Genomic DNA, 16,445 nt, shown 5'->3' with positions numbered 1-16,445 from the left:
CAGATATCAGCAGCGGGAGCCACACACGAGAGGTCAGCAGGTTCTGTATGGTCAGCGCATGCTGACTATTGCTTCGCGGCTGGACGTGATGAACCGGCTGGGCCGGGCGATGGCCGACCCGACCCGCTCCCGCATCCTCATGACACTCCTCGAGGGCCCGAGCTACCCGGCGGTACTCGCCCGCGACCTAGGCCTGACCCGGTCGAACGTGTCGAACCACCTCACCTGCCTGCGGGACTGCGGCATCGTCGTGGCCGAGCCCGAGGGGCGCCAGACGCGGTACGAGATCGCCGACCCCCACCTGGGGGCGGCGATGACCGCGCTGGTCGAGGTGACGCTGGCCGTCGATGAGAACGCCCCGTGCGTGGATGCCACCTGCACGGTGCCCGGCTGCTGCCCGAGCGGGACCGTGGCATGAGGGCGACCACCCACACCCCCGTCGAGGAGCTCGAGACCGACGACGAGCACGAGACCCCGTGGTGGGCTGACCGCGCCGTCCTGATCCCCATCGCCTCGGGGGTCGCGTTCGTCGCCGGGCTGGCCTGTGAGTGGTCCGGCGCCCAGAGCGCGGCGCTGGTGCTGTTCTGGGTCGGTCTGCTGCTCGGGGCCTCCACGTTCGTCCCCGGTGCGCTGCGCAAGCTCGCCACGGGCAAGCTCGGCATCGCGCTCCTCATGACGATGAGCGCCACCGGCGCGGTCATCCTCGGCCACGTGGAGGAGGCCGCGGCCCTGGCCTTCCTCTACTCCATCGCCGAGGCCTTGGAGGACCGGGCGATGGACCGGGCGCGTGCCGGGCTGCGCGCGCTGCTCAAGCTCGTGCCCCAGAGCGCCACCGTCCTCACCGACGGCCATAGCGCGAGCGTCCCGGCCCGTGACCTGGCCGCGGGGCAGGTCATGCTGATCAGGCCCGGTGAGCGCATCGCCACCGACGGCATCGTCCGCAGCGGGCACAGCAGCGTGGACACCTCGGCGATCACCGGTGAGTCCATCCCCGTCGAGGTCGGCCCCGGTGATGAGGTGTCTGCCGGGGCGATCAACGCCGCCGGAGCCCTGCAGGTCGAGGCGACCGCGCCCGGCACCGACAACTCCCTGACCACGATCGTGAGCCTGGTCGAACGCGCCCAGGCCGAGAAGGGGCAACGCGCCCGGCTGGCCGACCGCATCGCCCGTCCGCTCGTGCCCGGCGTCCTGGTCCTGGCCGTGCTGGTCGCGCTCATCGGCTCACTCGCCGGTGACCCGCAGACCTGGATCACCCGCGCCCTGGTGGTGCTCGTGGCCGCCTCCCCGTGTGCGCTGGCGATCGCGGTGCCGATCACCGTGGTCTCCGCGGTCGGCTCGGCCAGCAAGTTCGGCGTCATCATCAAGAGCGGTGCCATCTTCGAACGATTCGGGGACATCGGGCACGTCGCCTTCGACAAGACCGGGACCCTGACCCGCAACCAGCCCACCGTCACCGCCGTCGTCCCCGCCGCCGACGTCACCGAGCAACAGGTCCTGGCCTGGGCCGCCGCGCTCGAGCAGCACAGCACCCACCCCCTCGCCACCGCCATCACCCACGCCGCCCCCACAATCCCCGCCGCCCAGGGCACCACCGAGGAAGCCGGCCACGGAATCCACGGCACCGTCGACGGCGCCGTAGTGCTGGTCGGCAGCCCCCGCTGGGTCGACCCCGGCGACCTCACCTACCGGGTCCGTGACCTGGAGGCCCAGGGGATGACGGTCGTCGTCGTCCACCGCGACGGCGCGGTCGCCGGGGCGATCGGGGTGCGTGACGAGCTCCGTCCCGAGGTCCCCGAGGTCATCACGACCCTGGCGGGCCAGGGCATCGACGTCACGATGCTGACCGGAGACAACGAGCGCACCGCCCGCGCCCTCGCGGCCCAGGCCGGCATCAGCGACGTGCGCGCCGAGCTGCGCCCCGAAGGCAAGTCCGCCGCCGTGGGCGAGCTCAGCGTGCGCCGGCCCACCGCGATGATCGGTGACGGCATCAACGACGCCCCCGCCCTGGCCGCGGCCGACGTCGGGATCGCGATGGGAGCCACCGGCTCCGACGCCGCGATCGAGTCCGCCGACATCGCCTTCACCGGCCAGGACCTGCGCCTGCTGCCCCAGGCCATCGCCCACGCCCGACGCGGACGGCGCATCGTCAACCAGAACATCGTCCTGTCACTGCTCATCATCGCCGCGCTGCCACCCCTGGCCATCACCGGCGTCCTGGGCCTGGCCGCCGTCGTACTCATCCACGAAGTCGCCGAGGTCCTGGTCATCCTCAACGGCCTGCGCGCCGCACGCACCCACCAGCCCACGCGCGGACACTGACCCCCGCGGACCAACGCGGCCCCACTGACCCACCGCCGGCGGTCCGGCGCGCCCTGAAAGGCACCGATGGAACTGCTCACCCCGATCCTGCAGGCGATCGGCCTGTTCGTGGCCACGAACATCGACGACATCATCGTCCTGTCCCTCTTCTACGCCCGCGGCGCCGGCCAGCGGGGCACCACCCGCAAGATCCTGCTCGGCCAGTACCTCGGCTTCGGGGGCATCCTGCTCGCCGCCGTGGTGATCTCCCTCGGGGCCCGCAGCTTCCTGCCCGAGGACGCCCTGCCCTACTTCGGGCTCATCCCCCTCGCCCTGGGCCTCTACGCGGCATGGCGAGCGTGGCGCAACCGCGGTGACGACGACGATGACGAGGCCAAGGTCGCCGACAAGCAGGTCGGAGTCCTGACCGTGGCCGCCGTGACGTTCGCCAACGGCGGAGACAACATCGGGGTCTACGTCCCCGTCTTCGCCACCGCGTCCACCACCGCGATCATCGCCTACTGCCTCGTCTTCCTCGCCCTGGTCGGCCTCCTCGTCCTCGCAGCCAAGTACGTCGCCACCCGCCGGCCCATCGCCGAGATCCTCGAACGCTGGGAACACATCCTCTTCCCGCTGGTCCTCATCGGCCTCGGCATCGTCATCCTCCTCGAGGGCGGCGCCTTCGGCTTGTAGCTCACGCCCGCGGCGCCCGACATCACTGGAAATTCAACGACGACTGACAGAACGTCGCGGTCCTCGGGAGCAAACGCTGTTACCTCTTCTGCGGCGGGAGGGGGAGGTCTGCGGCATGAGCATTGACCGTCCCGTAAGTGGAACCCTCACCGGACACCACCGCTACTTATCGAGAGGAACGACGGCACGCCTGGCGGGCTGTCCCGTAAGACCCGTCCGGTGAACTGTCCGGTGAAGGGAGGCTATATGACACACTGGGGAGCATGTCCCCCTTGAAGGTCGGCTATGCCCGAGTCTCCACCGACGAGCAGGACCTGACCGCGCAGCGTGACGGACTCGCGGCGTTCGGCGTCGATCCCAAGCGCATCTACGTCGATCACGGGCTCACGGGCCGCAACGCCGACCGTGAGGGCCTGCGGCAGGCGCTGGCTGCCTGTCGGGACGGCGATACGTTCGTGGTCACCAAGCTCGATCGGCTGGCGCGTTCAGTCCGTGATGCCCACCAGATCGCCGACGACCTCGCGGCGCGGGAAGTGAAGCTGAGCATCGCCGGATCGGTGTACGACCCGACCGACCCGATGGGGAAACTGTTGTTCAACGTGCTGGCGATGGTCGCCGAGTTCGAAGCCGACCTCATCCGTGCCCGCACCCGCGAGGGGATGAAGGTCGCCAAGGCCAAGGGCCGGCTGCGCGGGAAGTCACCGAAACTCACCCCCCGGCAAGAAGCTCACCTCGTCCAGCTACATGCCGCCGACGAGCACACCGTGGGCGAGCTGGCCGAGCTGTTCAGCGTGGGCCGCTCCACGGTCTACCGCGCCCTTCAGCGCGCCGAGCGCGGGCGCGAGAACGCCTTGCAGTAGGTGCGTCGTGGACGCTCGAGCGCGGTGGCGAATCCTCAGGCTCCACGTCGAGGACCAGGTGCCCCTCGCGCGCTTAGCTCGCGAGACCGATGTAGGGCTGCGGACCCTGGAGCGCTGGCACGCCCGCTACCGCGCCGACGGCTACGCCGGACTGGAGACAGCCTCACGGGCGGACACCGGGACCCGCCGCCTTCCGCCCGACCTCGTCGACCTGATCGAGGGCCTGGCACTGAGCAAGCCGCGGCCGGCCATCGCCACGATCCATCGCAAAGTCACCGGCATCTGCGCCACCCGGAGATGGCCGGTCCCCTCCTACTCGGTGGTGTGGGACATCGTGCGGACCCTGGATCCCGGCATGGTCACCCTCGCCCTGGAGGGCGCAGCGTCCTACCGCGACAAGCACGAGCTGGTGCTACGCCGGCAAGCAGAGCTGCCCAACGCGATGTGGCAATCCGATCACACCATGCTCGACATCCTGGTGGTGGGCACCGACGGCAAGCCCGCACGGCCATGGCTGACAACGATCCTCGACGACTGCTCCCGGGCGGTCTGCGGCTACACAGTCTTCCTGGGCGCACCGTCGGCGATGAACACCGCCCTGGCGCTGCGCCAAGCGATCTGGCACAAGACCGACCCGGCCTGGCCGATGTGCGGCTTGCCCGACGTGCTCTACGTCGACCACGGCAGCGACTTCACCAGTGACCAGCTCGCCCACACCGCCGTCGACCTCCATATCCGACTGATCCACTCCACCGTCGCCCGACCCCAGGGACGGGGCAAGATCGAGCGGTTCTTCGGGACCATCAACACCGAGCTACTCGCCACCCTGCCCGGACACATCACCGAAGGGGACCCCTGGCCGACACCGAAACTGTCCCTGGCCGACCTCGAGAGCGCCCTGGAGGCGTTCGTGGCCACCTACAACGACCGCACGCACAGCGAGCTCGGAACCTCCCCGCGCAGCGCGTGGATCGCGGACGGCTGGCTGCCCCGAATGCCCGACAGCCTGGAAGACCTCGACAGACTGCTGTTGACCGTCGCCAAGACCCGCGTCGTGCGCCGCGATGGCATCCGCTTCCAGGGCCTGCGCTACGTCTCGCCAACTCTGGCCGGCTACGTCGGACGCTCGGTCGTGATCCGCTACGACCCCCGCGACATCACCGAGATCCGCGTCTTCGATCACGACGAATTCGTCTGCAAGGCCGTCAACCAAGAGCACCACGATCAAAAGGTCAGCCTCAAGGAGATCCAGGCCGCGCGCAACGCCCGCCGCCGAGCGCTGCGAGCCAGCATCAACGAACGCATCGCCCTCGTGGCCGCACCTACCGAGACGCCACGGATCACCGAAGCACCGGCTCCGGCGCCGAGGTCGGCGTTGAAGATCTACAAGGAGGACCTCAGGTGAGCCAGCGCTTCATCGTCACCAAGGAGCACCGCCGCTTCACCGAGTTCGCCGACGCCGTGCGCCGCGGGCACACCATCGGTTTGTGCTTCGGATCAGCCGGCGTAGGAAAGACACTCTCCGCGCGCCGCTACGCACACTACGAGAAGGCTCATGACCTGCTGACCTACTGGGGGCCGCGCTCCGACAACGACGCCAAGATCTACGCCGCCTTGAACCGGAGCCGCACCGTGCTCTACACCCCCAGCGTGCTGACCACCCCGCGGACCCTGAAGGACGAGCTGACCCAAGCCATCACCCGCACCAACATGTGCATCGAGCAGCACCTCGTACCTCCCGGCACGGCCACTCCCGAGGCCTGGGGATGGCGACACGGCAGGAACTACGTGGAGCTGATCATCGTCGACGAGGCCGAACGACTGCGTCCCGCCGCTCTGGAACTGCTGCGCGATCGCTACGACCGCGACGACATCGCCCTGATCCTGATCGGCATGCCCGGCCTGGAGAAGCAGTTCAGCCACTACCCCCAGTTCTACAGCCGAGTCGGCTTCGCCCACCAGTACCGGCCCCTGGGACAAGACGAACTGCTGTTCGTCCTCGAGCGACACTGGCGATCCCTCGGCAAGACCCTCGACCCCGACGACTTCACCGACGCCCAAGCCATCGCAGCCATCGCACGGATCACCCGCGGCAACTTCCGGCTCCTCGAACGCCTCTTCCCCCAGATCCAGCGGGTCCTGAAGATCAACGAACTCGACACCATCACCAACGACGTCATCGAAGCCGCACAGAGCACCCTGGTCATCGGTGTCACCTGACCCCGCCACGAAGCGACCGAAGAACCCCGCCATTCAGCAGACGAAGTCACACTACGCCTACATGAAGACGCCGACCTTCTTCGCAATCGCGCGGAGCGCCCAGTACGGCCACATGATCAAGCACCTTGAGCCCGAGCACGTTCTGGCCATGCCGGTGGCGATGCCTGACGCCCGGTTGCGCAGAGACATCGGCCAGGACGCCAAGAACGCCTTGGAGATGCGTCAGGCCTCACGACGTCTCCAAGCCCAAGCTGACAAGCTGCTGGCGAACCTCGTCAACCCGAGCGGCACCCCAGTGCAGGACAACCCCACCACCACGGTCCTCGCCTCCGACCTCTGGTTCGGACGACGCCGCATTGAGGGGCAGTTCCATCGTTCAGACGTCCTCCAGGTTGAGGACCTCGTGAAGAATGCAGGGCGAGCCGCCGAGCCGTTGGCCGACCTAGTCGAGTCGGTCACGATGGCCCCAAGATTCAAGAGGCACTTCGGCGCAAACGGGACTCCCTACCGCTCTGCCAGTGAACTTTTCGACGTGAACCCGCCAGTGACCAAGCGAATTTACGCGGGCCTCTTGGAGGAGCCAGATATCTACACGCTTCGGGCGGGCGAGATGATCATGGCGCGCTCCGGCCAGACCTACGGACTGCTGGGCAGGACCATGGTCTTGAACCGCACGCATGCGGGCGCATTCGGCAGCGAAGACCTCATTCGCATCGTCCCCGACGAGTCGCGTGCACGGACCGGCTACATCCAAACGGTCCTGAACCACGTCGACTACGGTCGACCGCGCGTGGTCCGGTACGCGTCGGGCACATCAGTGCCGCACCTCGACCCGCCGGACATCCGTCAGGTCCTCATCCCGAGGTTCGACGCCGCCCAAGAAGACGCCATCGCCGACCTCAGCGACGAAGCCACAGCCCTCTCAGCCGAAGCCGATCGAATGGAGAGCGCGGCAGTACGAGCTGCGGAGAAGGCCGTGGCGCTGCTAACAGGACGCCACGGGGCCATCAAGACGGTCAAAGACAGGGAATAACCCCCATGTACCCGACCGGCAGTGCGGGCGGCCCGAGCGAAGGGTCTGACGCTGTCACCGCGCTACCTCCGGATGCAGCCGCCATCGCAGGCGCGATCCGAGCGGCCCGTAAGGGCAGAGGATGGACCCAGACGGATCTCGGTAAGCGGGCCGGTGTCTCTCGCCCAACTGTGGCTCGTGTGGAAAGAGGAGATTCCGTCTCGTCGAAGACGCTGATGAAGATCGCTTCCGCCCTCGACCTCCGCCTGGGATTGCAGAGCTGAGCAGATAGCGCCGCGGCACAGCCGCGCCGGGAGCCTCCGTGAGGACCCGGCTGCGCCCGTAAGCGCCGATTCATCCGAGCACGGCTGCGAGGGTGCTGGCCGGGTCCTCCCCGACACCGAGGAGGACCACCATGGCCTGGACAACGATCCGCACCGCCGCCACGCTCGACCTGCCCGCCTTCGCCGAGCCGCTCGAGATCCACCACGACCCCGCGCAGCACGCCCTGCTGGCCCTGGACCCCGCCAGCGGCGAGTCCGAGGTCCTGACCACCCACCTGCCCGACCTCCCACTGCTGCCCGACGAGGCCGTCGTCAAGGACTGGTCCGAGCACAGCGGGCTCGCCCGCGCCCTGGCCGAGGCAGGCGTCGTCGAGCTGCTCGACGCCATCGCCGTCGGGCCGTTCGCCGCCACGGCGCACCGCGTGCGCGTGCTGACCGCGGGGGATGCGGCATGAGCACGGCGACCCCCACGGACACTGGTGCTCCCCGGGTATGGCTCGGGTGCCTGGGCTGCTACAACGACGGGGCCCTGGTGGGCCGGTGGGTCGACTGCACCGACGTCGAGGACGTCACCCTCGCCGACCTCCACGCGGGCTCTGGGAGGCCGTACGCGGCCTGTGAGGAGGTCTGGGTGCTCGACCACGAGTTCGTGCCCGTCGAGGGCGAGTTCGGGCCTCTGGAGGCCGCTCAGTGGGGCCGGTGCTACGAGGAAGCCGGCTCCGACCGCTGGACAGCCGTGTGCGCGTGGGTCCGGTCGGGGATGCACGTGGTCGAGGGCACCGGCGACATCCCGAGCTTGGGCGACTTCGAGGAGCGCTACTGCGGGCACTGGGAGGGCTTCCGGGAGTACGCCGAGCAGCTCGCCGACGACACCGGGATGACAACCGGCTGGCCGGAGGAAGCCGTGCGGTACTTCGACTGGGCGAGCTGGACCCGTGATCTCGCCTTCGACCACACCGTCGTCGACGCCCCGGCGGGCGAGGGATACGGCGTGTACGTGTTCCGCGACCTCTGAGCTGCTCAGACGAGCTTGGAGGGCACGCCCACCTGCTTGGGGTGACGAGCGCACACCGGGGCCACCAGCTCGGTCAAGGGCACCCCGAGGGCGTGGGCGATGCCGTGGAGCGTGGAGATCTTCGCGGCCACGCGCCCGGCCTCGACTTCGATGATCGTCTTGCGGTGGACCCCGGCGGCCTCTGCGAGCCGGTCGATCGAGAACCTGGACTCCTTGCGCAGGCGCGCCACCTCCACGCCGAGGGCGCGCAGGTCTGGGGCGGGAGCAGGCATCCACCCAACTTCCCGCAGGCGCGTGCGTTGCACAGTAACCCAAACGCGCCTGTTTTCAGTACGCTGATCGGGAGTTCAACCGAACCATTGCCGAACGAAGGTGAACGACCATGTCCCACAGACCAACGATCCTGACTGCATCGGTCCTGCTGTCGCTGCTGGCCCTCACGGGGTGCGGGGGAGGCTCGGGCGACCCGACGCAACCCGACCCCGGAGCAGGCGATCCCGCCGACGACGGGTCGGGCTCGGCCGTCTACGAGTTCACCCGCGAACCGCCGGGCATGCTCACGTCCCTGACCGTCGCCATCCCCGACGACCTCAGAGAAGCCGCAGGGCCCGATGCCGAGGGGCTCCTGGTCAACAGCGTGACCCTCACGCCCCACGAGCTCGACGGCGTGAAGCACTGCGCGGTGAATGTCGCCATCGAGTGGGCTGATGGTGCCCTGGAGCTGGCCAACAAGCCGGCCACGTCCCAGGCCGACGCCGACGCCGAGATCGAGAAGTGGACCAACAGCTTCCTCGACTACTTCGACGTCGAGACCACCGAGGAGTGGATCGAGCTGGCCGAGCGGGCCCAGGGCGGCGATGCACAGGCGGGCCAGACGATCGCCGAGGGGATGGAGGCAGCCGACCAGAGCCATCCTTACGCTGCCAACGCCACCCGCGAACTGCGGGAGCAGGGCCTGGCGTTCGAGCCCCGCCTGTTCATCGAGAAGATGCAGGAGCTCATCGCCGCCGACGCCAACAAGCCCGTCGACGAGGCGGCAGAGGAGTCGGAGGAGGCCAACGTCGCCCGTGAGGGCCTCGGCATCCGGAGCAGCGTGTACCCGCTCGCCGACCTGAACGAGTCCGCGCCCGAGACCGGCCTGTATCTGGCTCCGGACTTCGCCTCCGGCATCAACGTGGGCAGCTGCGCGGCCAACCCGACCGACGACGACGCCACCGAGACCTTCACCTTCCGGACCTCCCAGGACGGGGAGGGGGCCGACTTCGCCGAGTTCGACTACACCGTCCTGTCCGACGGCTCGATCACCGTGGTCGAGGCCGAGGTCGAGGACTACGAGCGCGACATCAACGGCGACTGGATCGCCAAGTAGACCACGCGCAGCCGCAGGCCCGCTCCCGTCGGAGCGGGCCTGTCGTCTTTCACCACTCCACCCCTCCGGCGTTCGGTGGGCACTCCAGCCCGTCCTCGTGGTTGACCTCGAGGTCGGCCTCACGGACCGACTTGAGTGCCTTCTCCCTGCTGGTCAGCTCTCGCCTCGTGGCCTCGTGCCTCAGCTCGGCCAGCGTCGAGGGCTCACCGTCCCAGGCGTGGTCGCCCGCAGCGACCTCGGCGCGCATCGCGTCGGCCAGTGCCTTGTCCTGGCGCACCTCGACGGCCCTGCGGGCCACGGCGAGCTTCGCCGCGCGGCGCCACAGCTCGAAGGCCACCGAGGCGTCCAGCGCGTCCTCGTAGCGCTCCAGCGTGGCGCTCCTGAGTCCCTTGGCCAGCGCGCCGTCCAGCGGCTCCCCGGCGGCCAGTTGCACGCGCCAGCGCTCGTCGATCTCGATCATCTGCTCCCACGCCGGCACCTCGCGCTCGCGCGTCGGCCTCCTCTCCCGCAGCGGCGACTCGTAGGGCGCAGCGGCCCGCACCTCGGAGGTCGAGGACGCGCTCACCTCGGCCACGTCCTCGACCGCCCCGGCGGCCTGCTCGCGCTCCCAGGCGGTCTCCGGCTCGTCGAGCGCGCGCCAGGCGGTGATGGCGGCGTCGACCTCCGCGTAGCCCATCCCGTCCCTGAGCATCGCGCCGCGGTCGGGCGTGCGCAGCCGCCACTTCTGGAGGTCCCAGGCGTCGAGGACGACCTTGTCGGCCAGTTCCGCGTCCGGTCCATCCGCATCGGATCCATCCGCCACGGCGACGCCGTCGTCTGCGCTCTCGGGCGACGGCCCAGCGGGCGCCATGACCGCCTCGAACCCAGCCCGTCGGGCTTCAGCCATCATCTCCTCCGCACGGCGCTCCTGCTCCCACTGGGCGGCCAGCGCCTCGGCGCTCTCGCTGCGCCGCTCAGCCAGGGCGTCGTCGAGGCTGCTCGCCATCGCCGGGCGCATCTGCGCCATCGTCATGGCCCGTGTCGGCGCGGCCTGCTTCACCAGCTCAGCGTTGCGCTGGATCACCTCCTCGACGTGGTCGAGCATGGCGAACCGGCCGAGCCTGCTGGCCCGTCGCCGGTCGCTGGGGCTCGGCTCGATGTACTCACCATCCGCCCCGAGGCGCTTCATCTGGTAGGTGAGCCCGCGGCCCTTCTCGCCGCGCTTCTCCACCACGACGCCGACCTCGGCCAGCACCTGGGCGTACCCGTCGAAGTCGGTGTAGCCCGTGGCCTCGAGCGCAGTCCGGATGCGCTCCTTCAGCACCGCGAAGCTGAACGGCTCCGGCTCGCTCGGCGAGGCCCCGGCGCTCCACTTCTGGTGCTTGTCCAGCCCCCGCTGCTCGGACTTCTCCTTCAGCTCCCAGCCCGTGGATGTCAGCTCGTTGCGCTGCTCGTACCCCTGCGCGGCGAGCACGGCGTCGTGGGTCCTGGACAGGACCGAGTGCTTCACGTTGGACGAGGCGAAGCTCTTGCCCGTGGCCTTGTCGATCGAGTCGATCACGATGTGGTTGTGGACGCAACCGGTCTTCCCGTCGACCTGGGTGACGACCAGCGCGCGGCGGTGGTCACCGGCGAGCGAGCGGGCCAGCTCTTGGCCCAGCCGGTGCCCCTCCTCCCAGTCGTCGGGATCGTCGGGGTCGAGCGCCCCCGCACCGTCCCGCGCGAAGCTCTGGATGACGTGGTACGCCTGCACATAGGCGCCCTCGGTGACGTCGCGGTAGGTCGGCTGGCTCGTCACCTTGTCGGTGCCCCACTGCACCTTGACCGTCCTCGTCCCGTCCTTGCGCCAGCGCTTCCGGTTGTCCCGGAACTGCCCCTCGGCGAACTCCGGGATGCAGCCGTTGATGCCGCTCGCAGCCACGAACCGGTCGCCCTTGGCCTGACCGTCCTTCTCGGTGAGCGCATACGCAATCAGCCGCGCCGAGTTCCTCGTCGGGCTGGACATCACGACCGCTGCGATGGGCTTCACCATGGGCTCAGTCATCCACTCCCGCGACGCGCCCGGCCAGCTCCACCAGCCTGCTGTCGATCGCTTCGAGCTGGCGCTTCACGTCGTCGAGGTCGCCGGTCACCTGACCCGTCTGGTGGGCGACCTTGGCCATCTGGTTGACGTTGTGACCGACCTTCCTCATCTCGGTCCTCAGCTCCTGGACGCCGTCGATCAGGCCGTCCACCACATCGGGATCGGCACCGCCCCTTCGGGCCGATGCCTGGGCCTGCTCGCGGGCCAGTCGTCGGCATCCGTCCTCCACCGCTTCGCGGATGATGTCCGAGACGGTGACGGCCCGGCCCGTCGCCTCGCTCGCCCGCTTCGCGGACTCCTCGGCGAGGTCGAACGATGACTGCGTCATCCTGAGTTCGACCCGCTTCGGGTAGATCGCCCGCCTACCTCCTCGCCGCCTCGGCTGCGCCTCGTCCGGCATCGTCACCACGTCGGTCGACCTCCCCTCGGTAATGCTGCAACCGGGCTGTCCGGTGGGCTGCGCACCCCCCCTCAGTCTACCCGGTTGCAGCATTACGGCGAGCAGTTCAACTGTACGGGTGTTTGGCTCCGCCAAACCCCCTCCCAGTTGCTGCCCGCCCCTCGTCGGCTCCGCCTCCTCGGGGGACAGGGCTACCGCCCTCCCCACCTCTGCTGCGCTCCGGTGGGGCCCCTCCCGACGGCACGGAAAGACCCCGGCCCGCTGCGCGGAACCGGGGTCCTCGTCACCGTCCACGACGCCTACGCGCCGTAGACCGAGAAGCCCCGCTCGTGCGTGTCCTCACGCTCCTCGGGCTCGTCGTCGTCCTCGTGGACGCCACCGTCGGCGACCGTCTCCCCGTCCTCGAGGACGGGCTCCTCGGCCTCGCTCGCGGCCTCGCTCGCGGCCGCGCGCGCCTTCAGCGCGACGACGGCTTCGACGAGGCGCGCGGCCCGCTTGGCCTCGCCGCGGTCCTTGCGGACCCGGCGCACCGTGCCGTCCTTCGTCATCCGCTCGGTCACCTCCTCGGTGATACCGAACAGCTCGTACAACTCCTCGACAGCGGCACAGCGCGCCTCACCGGCGTACTTGAGCGCGTCCTTGACGGCCTTTGCGTCGGCCCTCTCCTCGGCCTCGATGGCCGCCTTCTTCGCGACCAGCTCGGCCTCGAAGGCCTTCCGCTCGGCGACGAGATCGGCGAGCCGCTGAACCCGCCGCTCGCGCCGAGTCATGGTCATGTTGTCGGTCATAGTGATGCCTCCTTAGGCGTCGTTGTTCGGGAACCCATCCCCGGTGGTGGGCCGGTCAGTCAGAGCAGCAGGATCCCCGGGGCGTCCGCGACCTCGTCCCAGACCGACGTCTGGGGTTTCGGAGATTGCTGCGGTACCGCAGCAGGGCGCTGCCCGGGAGGGAGCTCTACCATCGGCTCCTTGGACACGGTCAGCGCCTCGCGCAGGACGTTCAACCCCTGGTGCACCATCCCGCGGCGCTCCTTCACCGACGGGTAATCGAGCCGAGCCAGCGCATCGGCGAACGCCGACCGACCGAGCTGGTCGCGGCGGTAGATCCCTTCCGCTGTGCACCAGTCCTTGTACGCCTCGTGCAGCACCGTCGTCGTGTCGCCGATGCCCCCCGTCTCGCACTGCTCGGCCACGAACCTGCGCACATCGTCCTGGCCCTCGGCGTACTCGCTCGTCCTCTCCTGAACCGCCTCCGGCTCATCGAGGCCGCGCTCCCAGTACTCGCCGAGGCCAGCCACCATCCATGTCAGAATCGCGTCGGCCGCGAGCTCCAACTTCTCCGGAAGGCGGGGGTCCTGCTCGTCCGGCGGGATCACGACATTGAAAGGCACCGCGCGCACCCGCGACCACACCGCAGGGTCCGCGACCTTAGACGGCAGCTCGGGCAAATGGTTGGTCACCATGAGGAAGCTGTGCGACGGGAGAAACTCGATCGGGTCCTTCCGCAGCGCACGCGCCTTGATCGGATCGCCGCCGGTCAACCTCTTCAGGATCGACGCCGACAAACGGATCTTCGTGTCGGTCTCCGAGAGCACCACCATCCGACGCCCCCGCAGGTCGAAGAACGCCGGAGACGGCGCGTTCGGATTCGACTTGACGACCTCCATCAGCGCCGGGTCAGCCACCCCGCCGTAATCACCCAGAGCGTGGAGAACCGACGTGTACGCCACACCCTTGCCATTGCGCCCCGTCCCGGTCGCGATGGGGAACACGTGCTCCAAAACCTTCCCCACAAGACCCACCCCGAAGAACCGCGCGAGGTAGGACCGAACGTGGTCATCCGGCAGTACCTGCTCCAGGAAGTCTTCCCACAGCTCGCTACGAGCCCCAGGGGCGTAAGCGGCCCGGGTGACCTTCGTGATCCGATCATCGGGGTCGTGGGGTCGCAGTTCCAGACCATGCAGGTCGAGCGTCCCGTTCGCGCAGTTGAGCAGGTAGGGGTCGGCGTCCATGTCCGCAGCAGCGGCGCACATGCCCTCCAGGGACCCCGCGAGTTCGAGTACCCCCCGAACCCCGGAGGCCGTGCTGCACGCCATCACGTCGGACGTCAGGTCCTTGTCGCCGAGCGCGACCCCCCACATCGCCTTGAGCGTCTCCATCGCCGCAGCCTTGGCGCGCGTATCGCCCTTGTCCTCGGCCCAGCGCTTGCCGTCCCAGTGGTGCCAGCCGATGCCGACCACGTACAACAACTTGCCGAGCCACTGGGCAGCGAACTCATGCGCAGCCCTGACGTGCTTGCGGTGCTTGCGGGCGTCGTCGAGCAATATCGTGCGCTGCTCTGCAGTGCTAATCTGGGCCCCAGAGTCGGCAAACTCTTCCGGAGCCGCTCCACCTGACTGGGTGGGGCGGCTTTCTTGTTCGCTCATCGCGGTCCACCTCCAACGAGGTTTTCCGCAAGCCAGGCGTCCAGATCGGCGACACGATAGACGACCCGGGTGCCCGCACGGACGTACCGGGGCCCCTGGCTGCGGCCACGCCAGTTAGCGAGGGTCTTCGGAGCGACGCCGATGTACCGCGCCGCTTCGTCAGTGTCGAGTGCAGCCGGGGGGAGGGTGTGGCCGGGATCCACAGTATTCAGGGACATGATCGTGAGTCCTTCAGGAGGCGACGGGGGACCGTCGGGCTCACCGAATCCCGATCAAGACGAATACGCGCGTGAAGCCTTCGGAAGCTTCACGTCAGGGCGTTCAAGCCCCGAGTCCCCTCACGCCGACAGGAGGACCAGAAGATCTACTGTGGTGCCGCCCAGGTCGGACGCCAGGCGGCCCGCCGCAACCCCTCAGGGCTCGTCGGCGGTATAGGAACGAGCCTAGCACCCCTGTCAACCCTGCGCTACCCCAGGCATGGGCTAACTTGCAGGTCTTCGGCCTCGCGCGACGGCGGCATCTGCGCTTCGCTCGGCCGAGGGCACGCTGCGGGCCCGCCCTCTCCAGTCGAGAGATCCTCCCCATCAGGAGGGACCCCACTCATTCAGTAGACGAGGCGGTCAGCAGGGGTGGTCGATGGGGTGTGCAGGAGACCCTGGAGGCAAGATGCCCTCTGACCAGGGGTTGTGAAGTTTGTGCAGTTTCCCCCTGTACTTCCTCCCGGGCGCGCGGGAAAGTAGTGCAGCAAACTGCACAAACTTCACACACAACAGTGCACACGACTCGCAGCCGGTGTTACAGCAAAGCCGGCGGCCCGCGCCACCGCACCGGTAACGAGCGCCATCGACCACCCGGCCTGACCGATTGCCCTGCCCGAGCGAGCAGGCCTGCTGTCTTCCCGGAGGGGGTCCTGCCCTGAGAAGAGAACCGCGCTATGTGCCGCAGGCCGCTCTACCGGGTTGCAACGACCTGGACGTCCTCGACCGCCAGTCGCGCACCGGTCGCCCCTCACGCCGCCAGGAGCCAGCCCGTCATCACCAGGTGATTCCTGAAGGCGCGGAGTTCGACACGTGCCCCCTGAGCTCCACGTACACACCTGCTGAGTCTGCTGCCCCGGATCCCCACGGATCCGGGGCAGCGTCGTTCCCGCCGACGAGGGCCGCTCCAGCCGTCGACCTTGCCGGGACGTGGAAGGATGGGAACGTGACGATGCCAGCCGGACCCAGCGCAGGAGAGCTGCTGGTGGCCACCGCCGCGCACGGGGGTGGCTACTTCAAGCAGACCGTGATCTATTTGCTCGATGCGGACGAGAGCGGCGCACTCGGAGTGGTCCTGAACCGGTTGGCCCCCGCAGACCTGGACGAGGTGCTGCCGCAGTGGGCGGGCCTGGTGAGTCCGCCGCAGGTGCTGTTCGCCGGTGGCCCCGTCTCGCCGAACGGCGCGGTGTGCGTGGCGCGGCTGTCCAACCCCCATGAGGACCCCCCGGGATGGCGCCGGGTGCGCAAGGACATCGGCCTGCTGCACCTCGACACCCCGGTGGAGATCGCTGAGGGTGCCTACTCCGACCTGCGCATCTTCGCCGGCTATGCCGGCTGGGAGGCGGGCCAGTTGGAGGGGGAGATGCTGCAGGGTTCGTGGCACCGGTTCCCGTCCACCGAGGCTGACGTCTTCGGCGCCGACCAGGAAAACCTGTGGCGTCGGGTGCTGCGTCGCCAAGGCGGCGAGACGGCCTGGTTCTCGACCTACACCGAGGACCCCGAGCTCAACTGAGCCCAGCAGATTCTTCGGAACTTCTGGGGAACCGGAC

18 protein-coding genes are annotated in these 16,445 nt (G+C 68.8%); 12 read left to right on the top strand and 6 right to left on the bottom strand.

Annotated elements, in window-relative coordinates:
• Positions 1–58 precede the first annotated feature (58 nt).
• The 10 genes from cmtR (at position 59) to ACQE3C_RS14200 (ending at position 8,382) form a co-directional block, all read left to right on the top strand.
• The gene (gene cmtR / locus ACQE3C_RS14245; RefSeq protein ID WP_060774483.1) at positions 59–418 is read left to right on the top strand and encodes a Cd(II)/Pb(II)-sensing metalloregulatory transcriptional regulator CmtR; all 360 of its coding nucleotides are present in this window, start codon (positions 59–61) and stop codon (positions 416–418) included.
• Positions 415–2,319, top strand: a complete 1,905-nt coding sequence (locus tag ACQE3C_RS14240) for a heavy metal translocating P-type ATPase (RefSeq protein WP_068398428.1) — start codon at positions 415–417, stop codon at positions 2,317–2,319. The genes cmtR and ACQE3C_RS14240 overlap by 4 nt, the downstream gene beginning before the upstream one ends.
• A 66-nt stretch (positions 2,320–2,385) precedes the next feature.
• Positions 2,386–2,991 (top strand): cadmium resistance transporter, encoded by a 606-nt coding sequence (locus ACQE3C_RS14235; RefSeq protein WP_068398372.1) that lies wholly within the window; start codon positions 2,386–2,388, stop codon positions 2,989–2,991.
• A 263-nt stretch (positions 2,992–3,254) separates the two neighbouring features.
• Positions 3,255–3,851, top strand: coding sequence for a recombinase family protein (locus tag ACQE3C_RS14230; protein ID WP_010534181.1), 597 nt, complete (start codon positions 3,255–3,257; stop codon positions 3,849–3,851).
• Between the two features lie 7 nt (positions 3,852–3,858).
• The gene (locus ACQE3C_RS14225) at positions 3,859–5,256 is read left to right on the top strand and encodes a Mu transposase C-terminal domain-containing protein (protein WP_434539806.1); all 1,398 of its coding nucleotides are present in this window, start codon (positions 3,859–3,861) and stop codon (positions 5,254–5,256) included.
• Positions 5,253–6,071 (top strand): AAA family ATPase, encoded by an 819-nt coding sequence (locus tag ACQE3C_RS14220; protein WP_037161208.1) that lies wholly within the window; start codon positions 5,253–5,255, stop codon positions 6,069–6,071. Before ACQE3C_RS14225 ends, ACQE3C_RS14220 begins: the two co-directional genes overlap by 4 nt.
• Before the next feature lie 61 nt (positions 6,072–6,132).
• The gene (locus ACQE3C_RS14215) at positions 6,133–7,104 is read left to right on the top strand and encodes a hypothetical protein (protein WP_434539805.1); all 972 of its coding nucleotides are present in this window, start codon (positions 6,133–6,135) and stop codon (positions 7,102–7,104) included.
• A gap of 5 nt (positions 7,105–7,109) precedes the next feature.
• Positions 7,110–7,367, top strand: coding sequence for a helix-turn-helix transcriptional regulator (locus tag ACQE3C_RS14210; RefSeq protein WP_434539804.1), 258 nt, complete (start codon positions 7,110–7,112; stop codon positions 7,365–7,367).
• Positions 7,368–7,498: 131 nt separating this feature from the next.
• Positions 7,499–7,822, top strand: coding sequence for a hypothetical protein (locus ACQE3C_RS14205; RefSeq protein WP_434539803.1), 324 nt, complete (start codon positions 7,499–7,501; stop codon positions 7,820–7,822).
• Entirely contained in the window at positions 7,819–8,382 is a 564-nt protein-coding gene (locus ACQE3C_RS14200) for an antirestriction protein ArdA (RefSeq protein WP_434539802.1), read from the top strand. Before ACQE3C_RS14205 ends, ACQE3C_RS14200 begins: the two co-directional genes overlap by 4 nt.
• Positions 8,383–8,387: 5 nt before the next feature.
• Here the strand turns inward: ACQE3C_RS14200 and ACQE3C_RS14195 are convergent, their stop codons facing one another.
• Positions 8,388–8,654: a helix-turn-helix domain-containing protein gene (locus tag ACQE3C_RS14195; protein ID WP_434539801.1), complete on the bottom strand. Its 267-nt coding sequence runs from the start codon at positions 8,652–8,654 to the stop codon at positions 8,388–8,390.
• Positions 8,655–8,764: 110 nt separating this feature from the next.
• Between ACQE3C_RS14195 and ACQE3C_RS14190 the strand changes: the two genes are divergently transcribed.
• Positions 8,765–9,751: a hypothetical protein gene (locus tag ACQE3C_RS14190; RefSeq protein ID WP_434539800.1), complete on the top strand. Its 987-nt coding sequence runs from the start codon at positions 8,765–8,767 to the stop codon at positions 9,749–9,751.
• 49 nt (positions 9,752–9,800) lie between these two features.
• Here ACQE3C_RS14190 and ACQE3C_RS14185 read toward each other — a convergent pair whose 3' ends face one another.
• From ACQE3C_RS14185 to ACQE3C_RS14165, 5 genes are all read right to left on the bottom strand, one after another.
• A complete protein-coding gene (locus ACQE3C_RS14185; protein ID WP_434539799.1) occupies positions 9,801–11,762 on the bottom strand; it encodes a relaxase/mobilization nuclease domain-containing protein in 1,962 nt (653 codons plus the stop codon).
• Between the two features lie 4 nt (positions 11,763–11,766).
• Entirely contained in the window at positions 11,767–12,213 is a 447-nt protein-coding gene (locus ACQE3C_RS14180; protein ID WP_434539823.1) for a MobC family plasmid mobilization relaxosome protein, read from the bottom strand.
• Positions 12,214–12,512: 299 nt separating this feature from the next.
• Entirely contained in the window at positions 12,513–13,001 is a 489-nt protein-coding gene (locus tag ACQE3C_RS14175; RefSeq protein ID WP_434539798.1) for a hypothetical protein, read from the bottom strand.
• 59 nt (positions 13,002–13,060) lie between these two features.
• Entirely contained in the window at positions 13,061–14,638 is a 1,578-nt protein-coding gene (locus ACQE3C_RS14170; RefSeq protein WP_434539797.1) for a DNA primase family protein, read from the bottom strand.
• The gene (locus ACQE3C_RS14165; RefSeq protein ID WP_434539796.1) at positions 14,635–14,856 is read right to left on the bottom strand and encodes a helix-turn-helix transcriptional regulator; all 222 of its coding nucleotides are present in this window, start codon (positions 14,854–14,856) and stop codon (positions 14,635–14,637) included. Before ACQE3C_RS14165 ends, ACQE3C_RS14170 begins: the two co-directional genes overlap by 4 nt.
• 991 nt (positions 14,857–15,847) lie before the next feature.
• Here ACQE3C_RS14165 and ACQE3C_RS14160 point away from each other — a divergent pair.
• Positions 15,848–16,408: a YqgE/AlgH family protein gene (locus ACQE3C_RS14160; RefSeq protein WP_434539822.1), complete on the top strand. Its 561-nt coding sequence runs from the start codon at positions 15,848–15,850 to the stop codon at positions 16,406–16,408.
• Positions 16,409–16,445: the final 37 nt, after the last annotated feature.

Source organism: Aestuariimicrobium sp. Y1814, assembly GCF_050113895.1.
Classification (GTDB): domain Bacteria; phylum Actinomycetota; class Actinomycetes; order Propionibacteriales; family Propionibacteriaceae; genus Aestuariimicrobium.
This window is presented reverse-complemented; position numbering and strand designations above follow the sequence as displayed.

Coding starts and splice junctions, on each gene's coding strand:
- ACQE3C_RS14230 (WP_010534181.1), top strand. CDS start 3,255: ATGTCCCCCTTGAAGGTCGGCTATGCCCGAGTCTCCACCGACGAGCAG.
- ACQE3C_RS14170 (WP_434539797.1), bottom strand. CDS start 14,638: ATGAGCGAACAAGAAAGCCGCCCCACCCAGTCAGGTGGAGCGGCTCCG.
- ACQE3C_RS14160 (WP_434539822.1), top strand. CDS start 15,848: ATGCCAGCCGGACCCAGCGCAGGAGAGCTGCTGGTGGCCACCGCCGCG.
- ACQE3C_RS14235 (WP_068398372.1), top strand. CDS start 2,386: ATGGAACTGCTCACCCCGATCCTGCAGGCGATCGGCCTGTTCGTGGCC.
- ACQE3C_RS14205 (WP_434539803.1), top strand. CDS start 7,499: ATGGCCTGGACAACGATCCGCACCGCCGCCACGCTCGACCTGCCCGCC.
- ACQE3C_RS14190 (WP_434539800.1), top strand. CDS start 8,765: ATGTCCCACAGACCAACGATCCTGACTGCATCGGTCCTGCTGTCGCTG.
- ACQE3C_RS14200 (WP_434539802.1), top strand. CDS start 7,819: ATGAGCACGGCGACCCCCACGGACACTGGTGCTCCCCGGGTATGGCTC.
- ACQE3C_RS14185 (WP_434539799.1), bottom strand. CDS start 11,762: ATGGTGAAGCCCATCGCAGCGGTCGTGATGTCCAGCCCGACGAGGAAC.
- ACQE3C_RS14180 (WP_434539823.1), bottom strand. CDS start 12,213: ATGCCGGACGAGGCGCAGCCGAGGCGGCGAGGAGGTAGGCGGGCGATC.
- cmtR (WP_060774483.1), top strand. CDS start 59: ATGCTGACTATTGCTTCGCGGCTGGACGTGATGAACCGGCTGGGCCGG.
- ACQE3C_RS14215 (WP_434539805.1), top strand. CDS start 6,133: ATGAAGACGCCGACCTTCTTCGCAATCGCGCGGAGCGCCCAGTACGGC.
- ACQE3C_RS14210 (WP_434539804.1), top strand. CDS start 7,110: ATGTACCCGACCGGCAGTGCGGGCGGCCCGAGCGAAGGGTCTGACGCT.
- ACQE3C_RS14240 (WP_068398428.1), top strand. CDS start 415: ATGAGGGCGACCACCCACACCCCCGTCGAGGAGCTCGAGACCGACGAC.
- ACQE3C_RS14195 (WP_434539801.1), bottom strand. CDS start 8,654: ATGCCTGCTCCCGCCCCAGACCTGCGCGCCCTCGGCGTGGAGGTGGCG.
- ACQE3C_RS14175 (WP_434539798.1), bottom strand. CDS start 13,001: ATGACCGACAACATGACCATGACTCGGCGCGAGCGGCGGGTTCAGCGG.
- ACQE3C_RS14165 (WP_434539796.1), bottom strand. CDS start 14,856: ATGTCCCTGAATACTGTGGATCCCGGCCACACCCTCCCCCCGGCTGCA.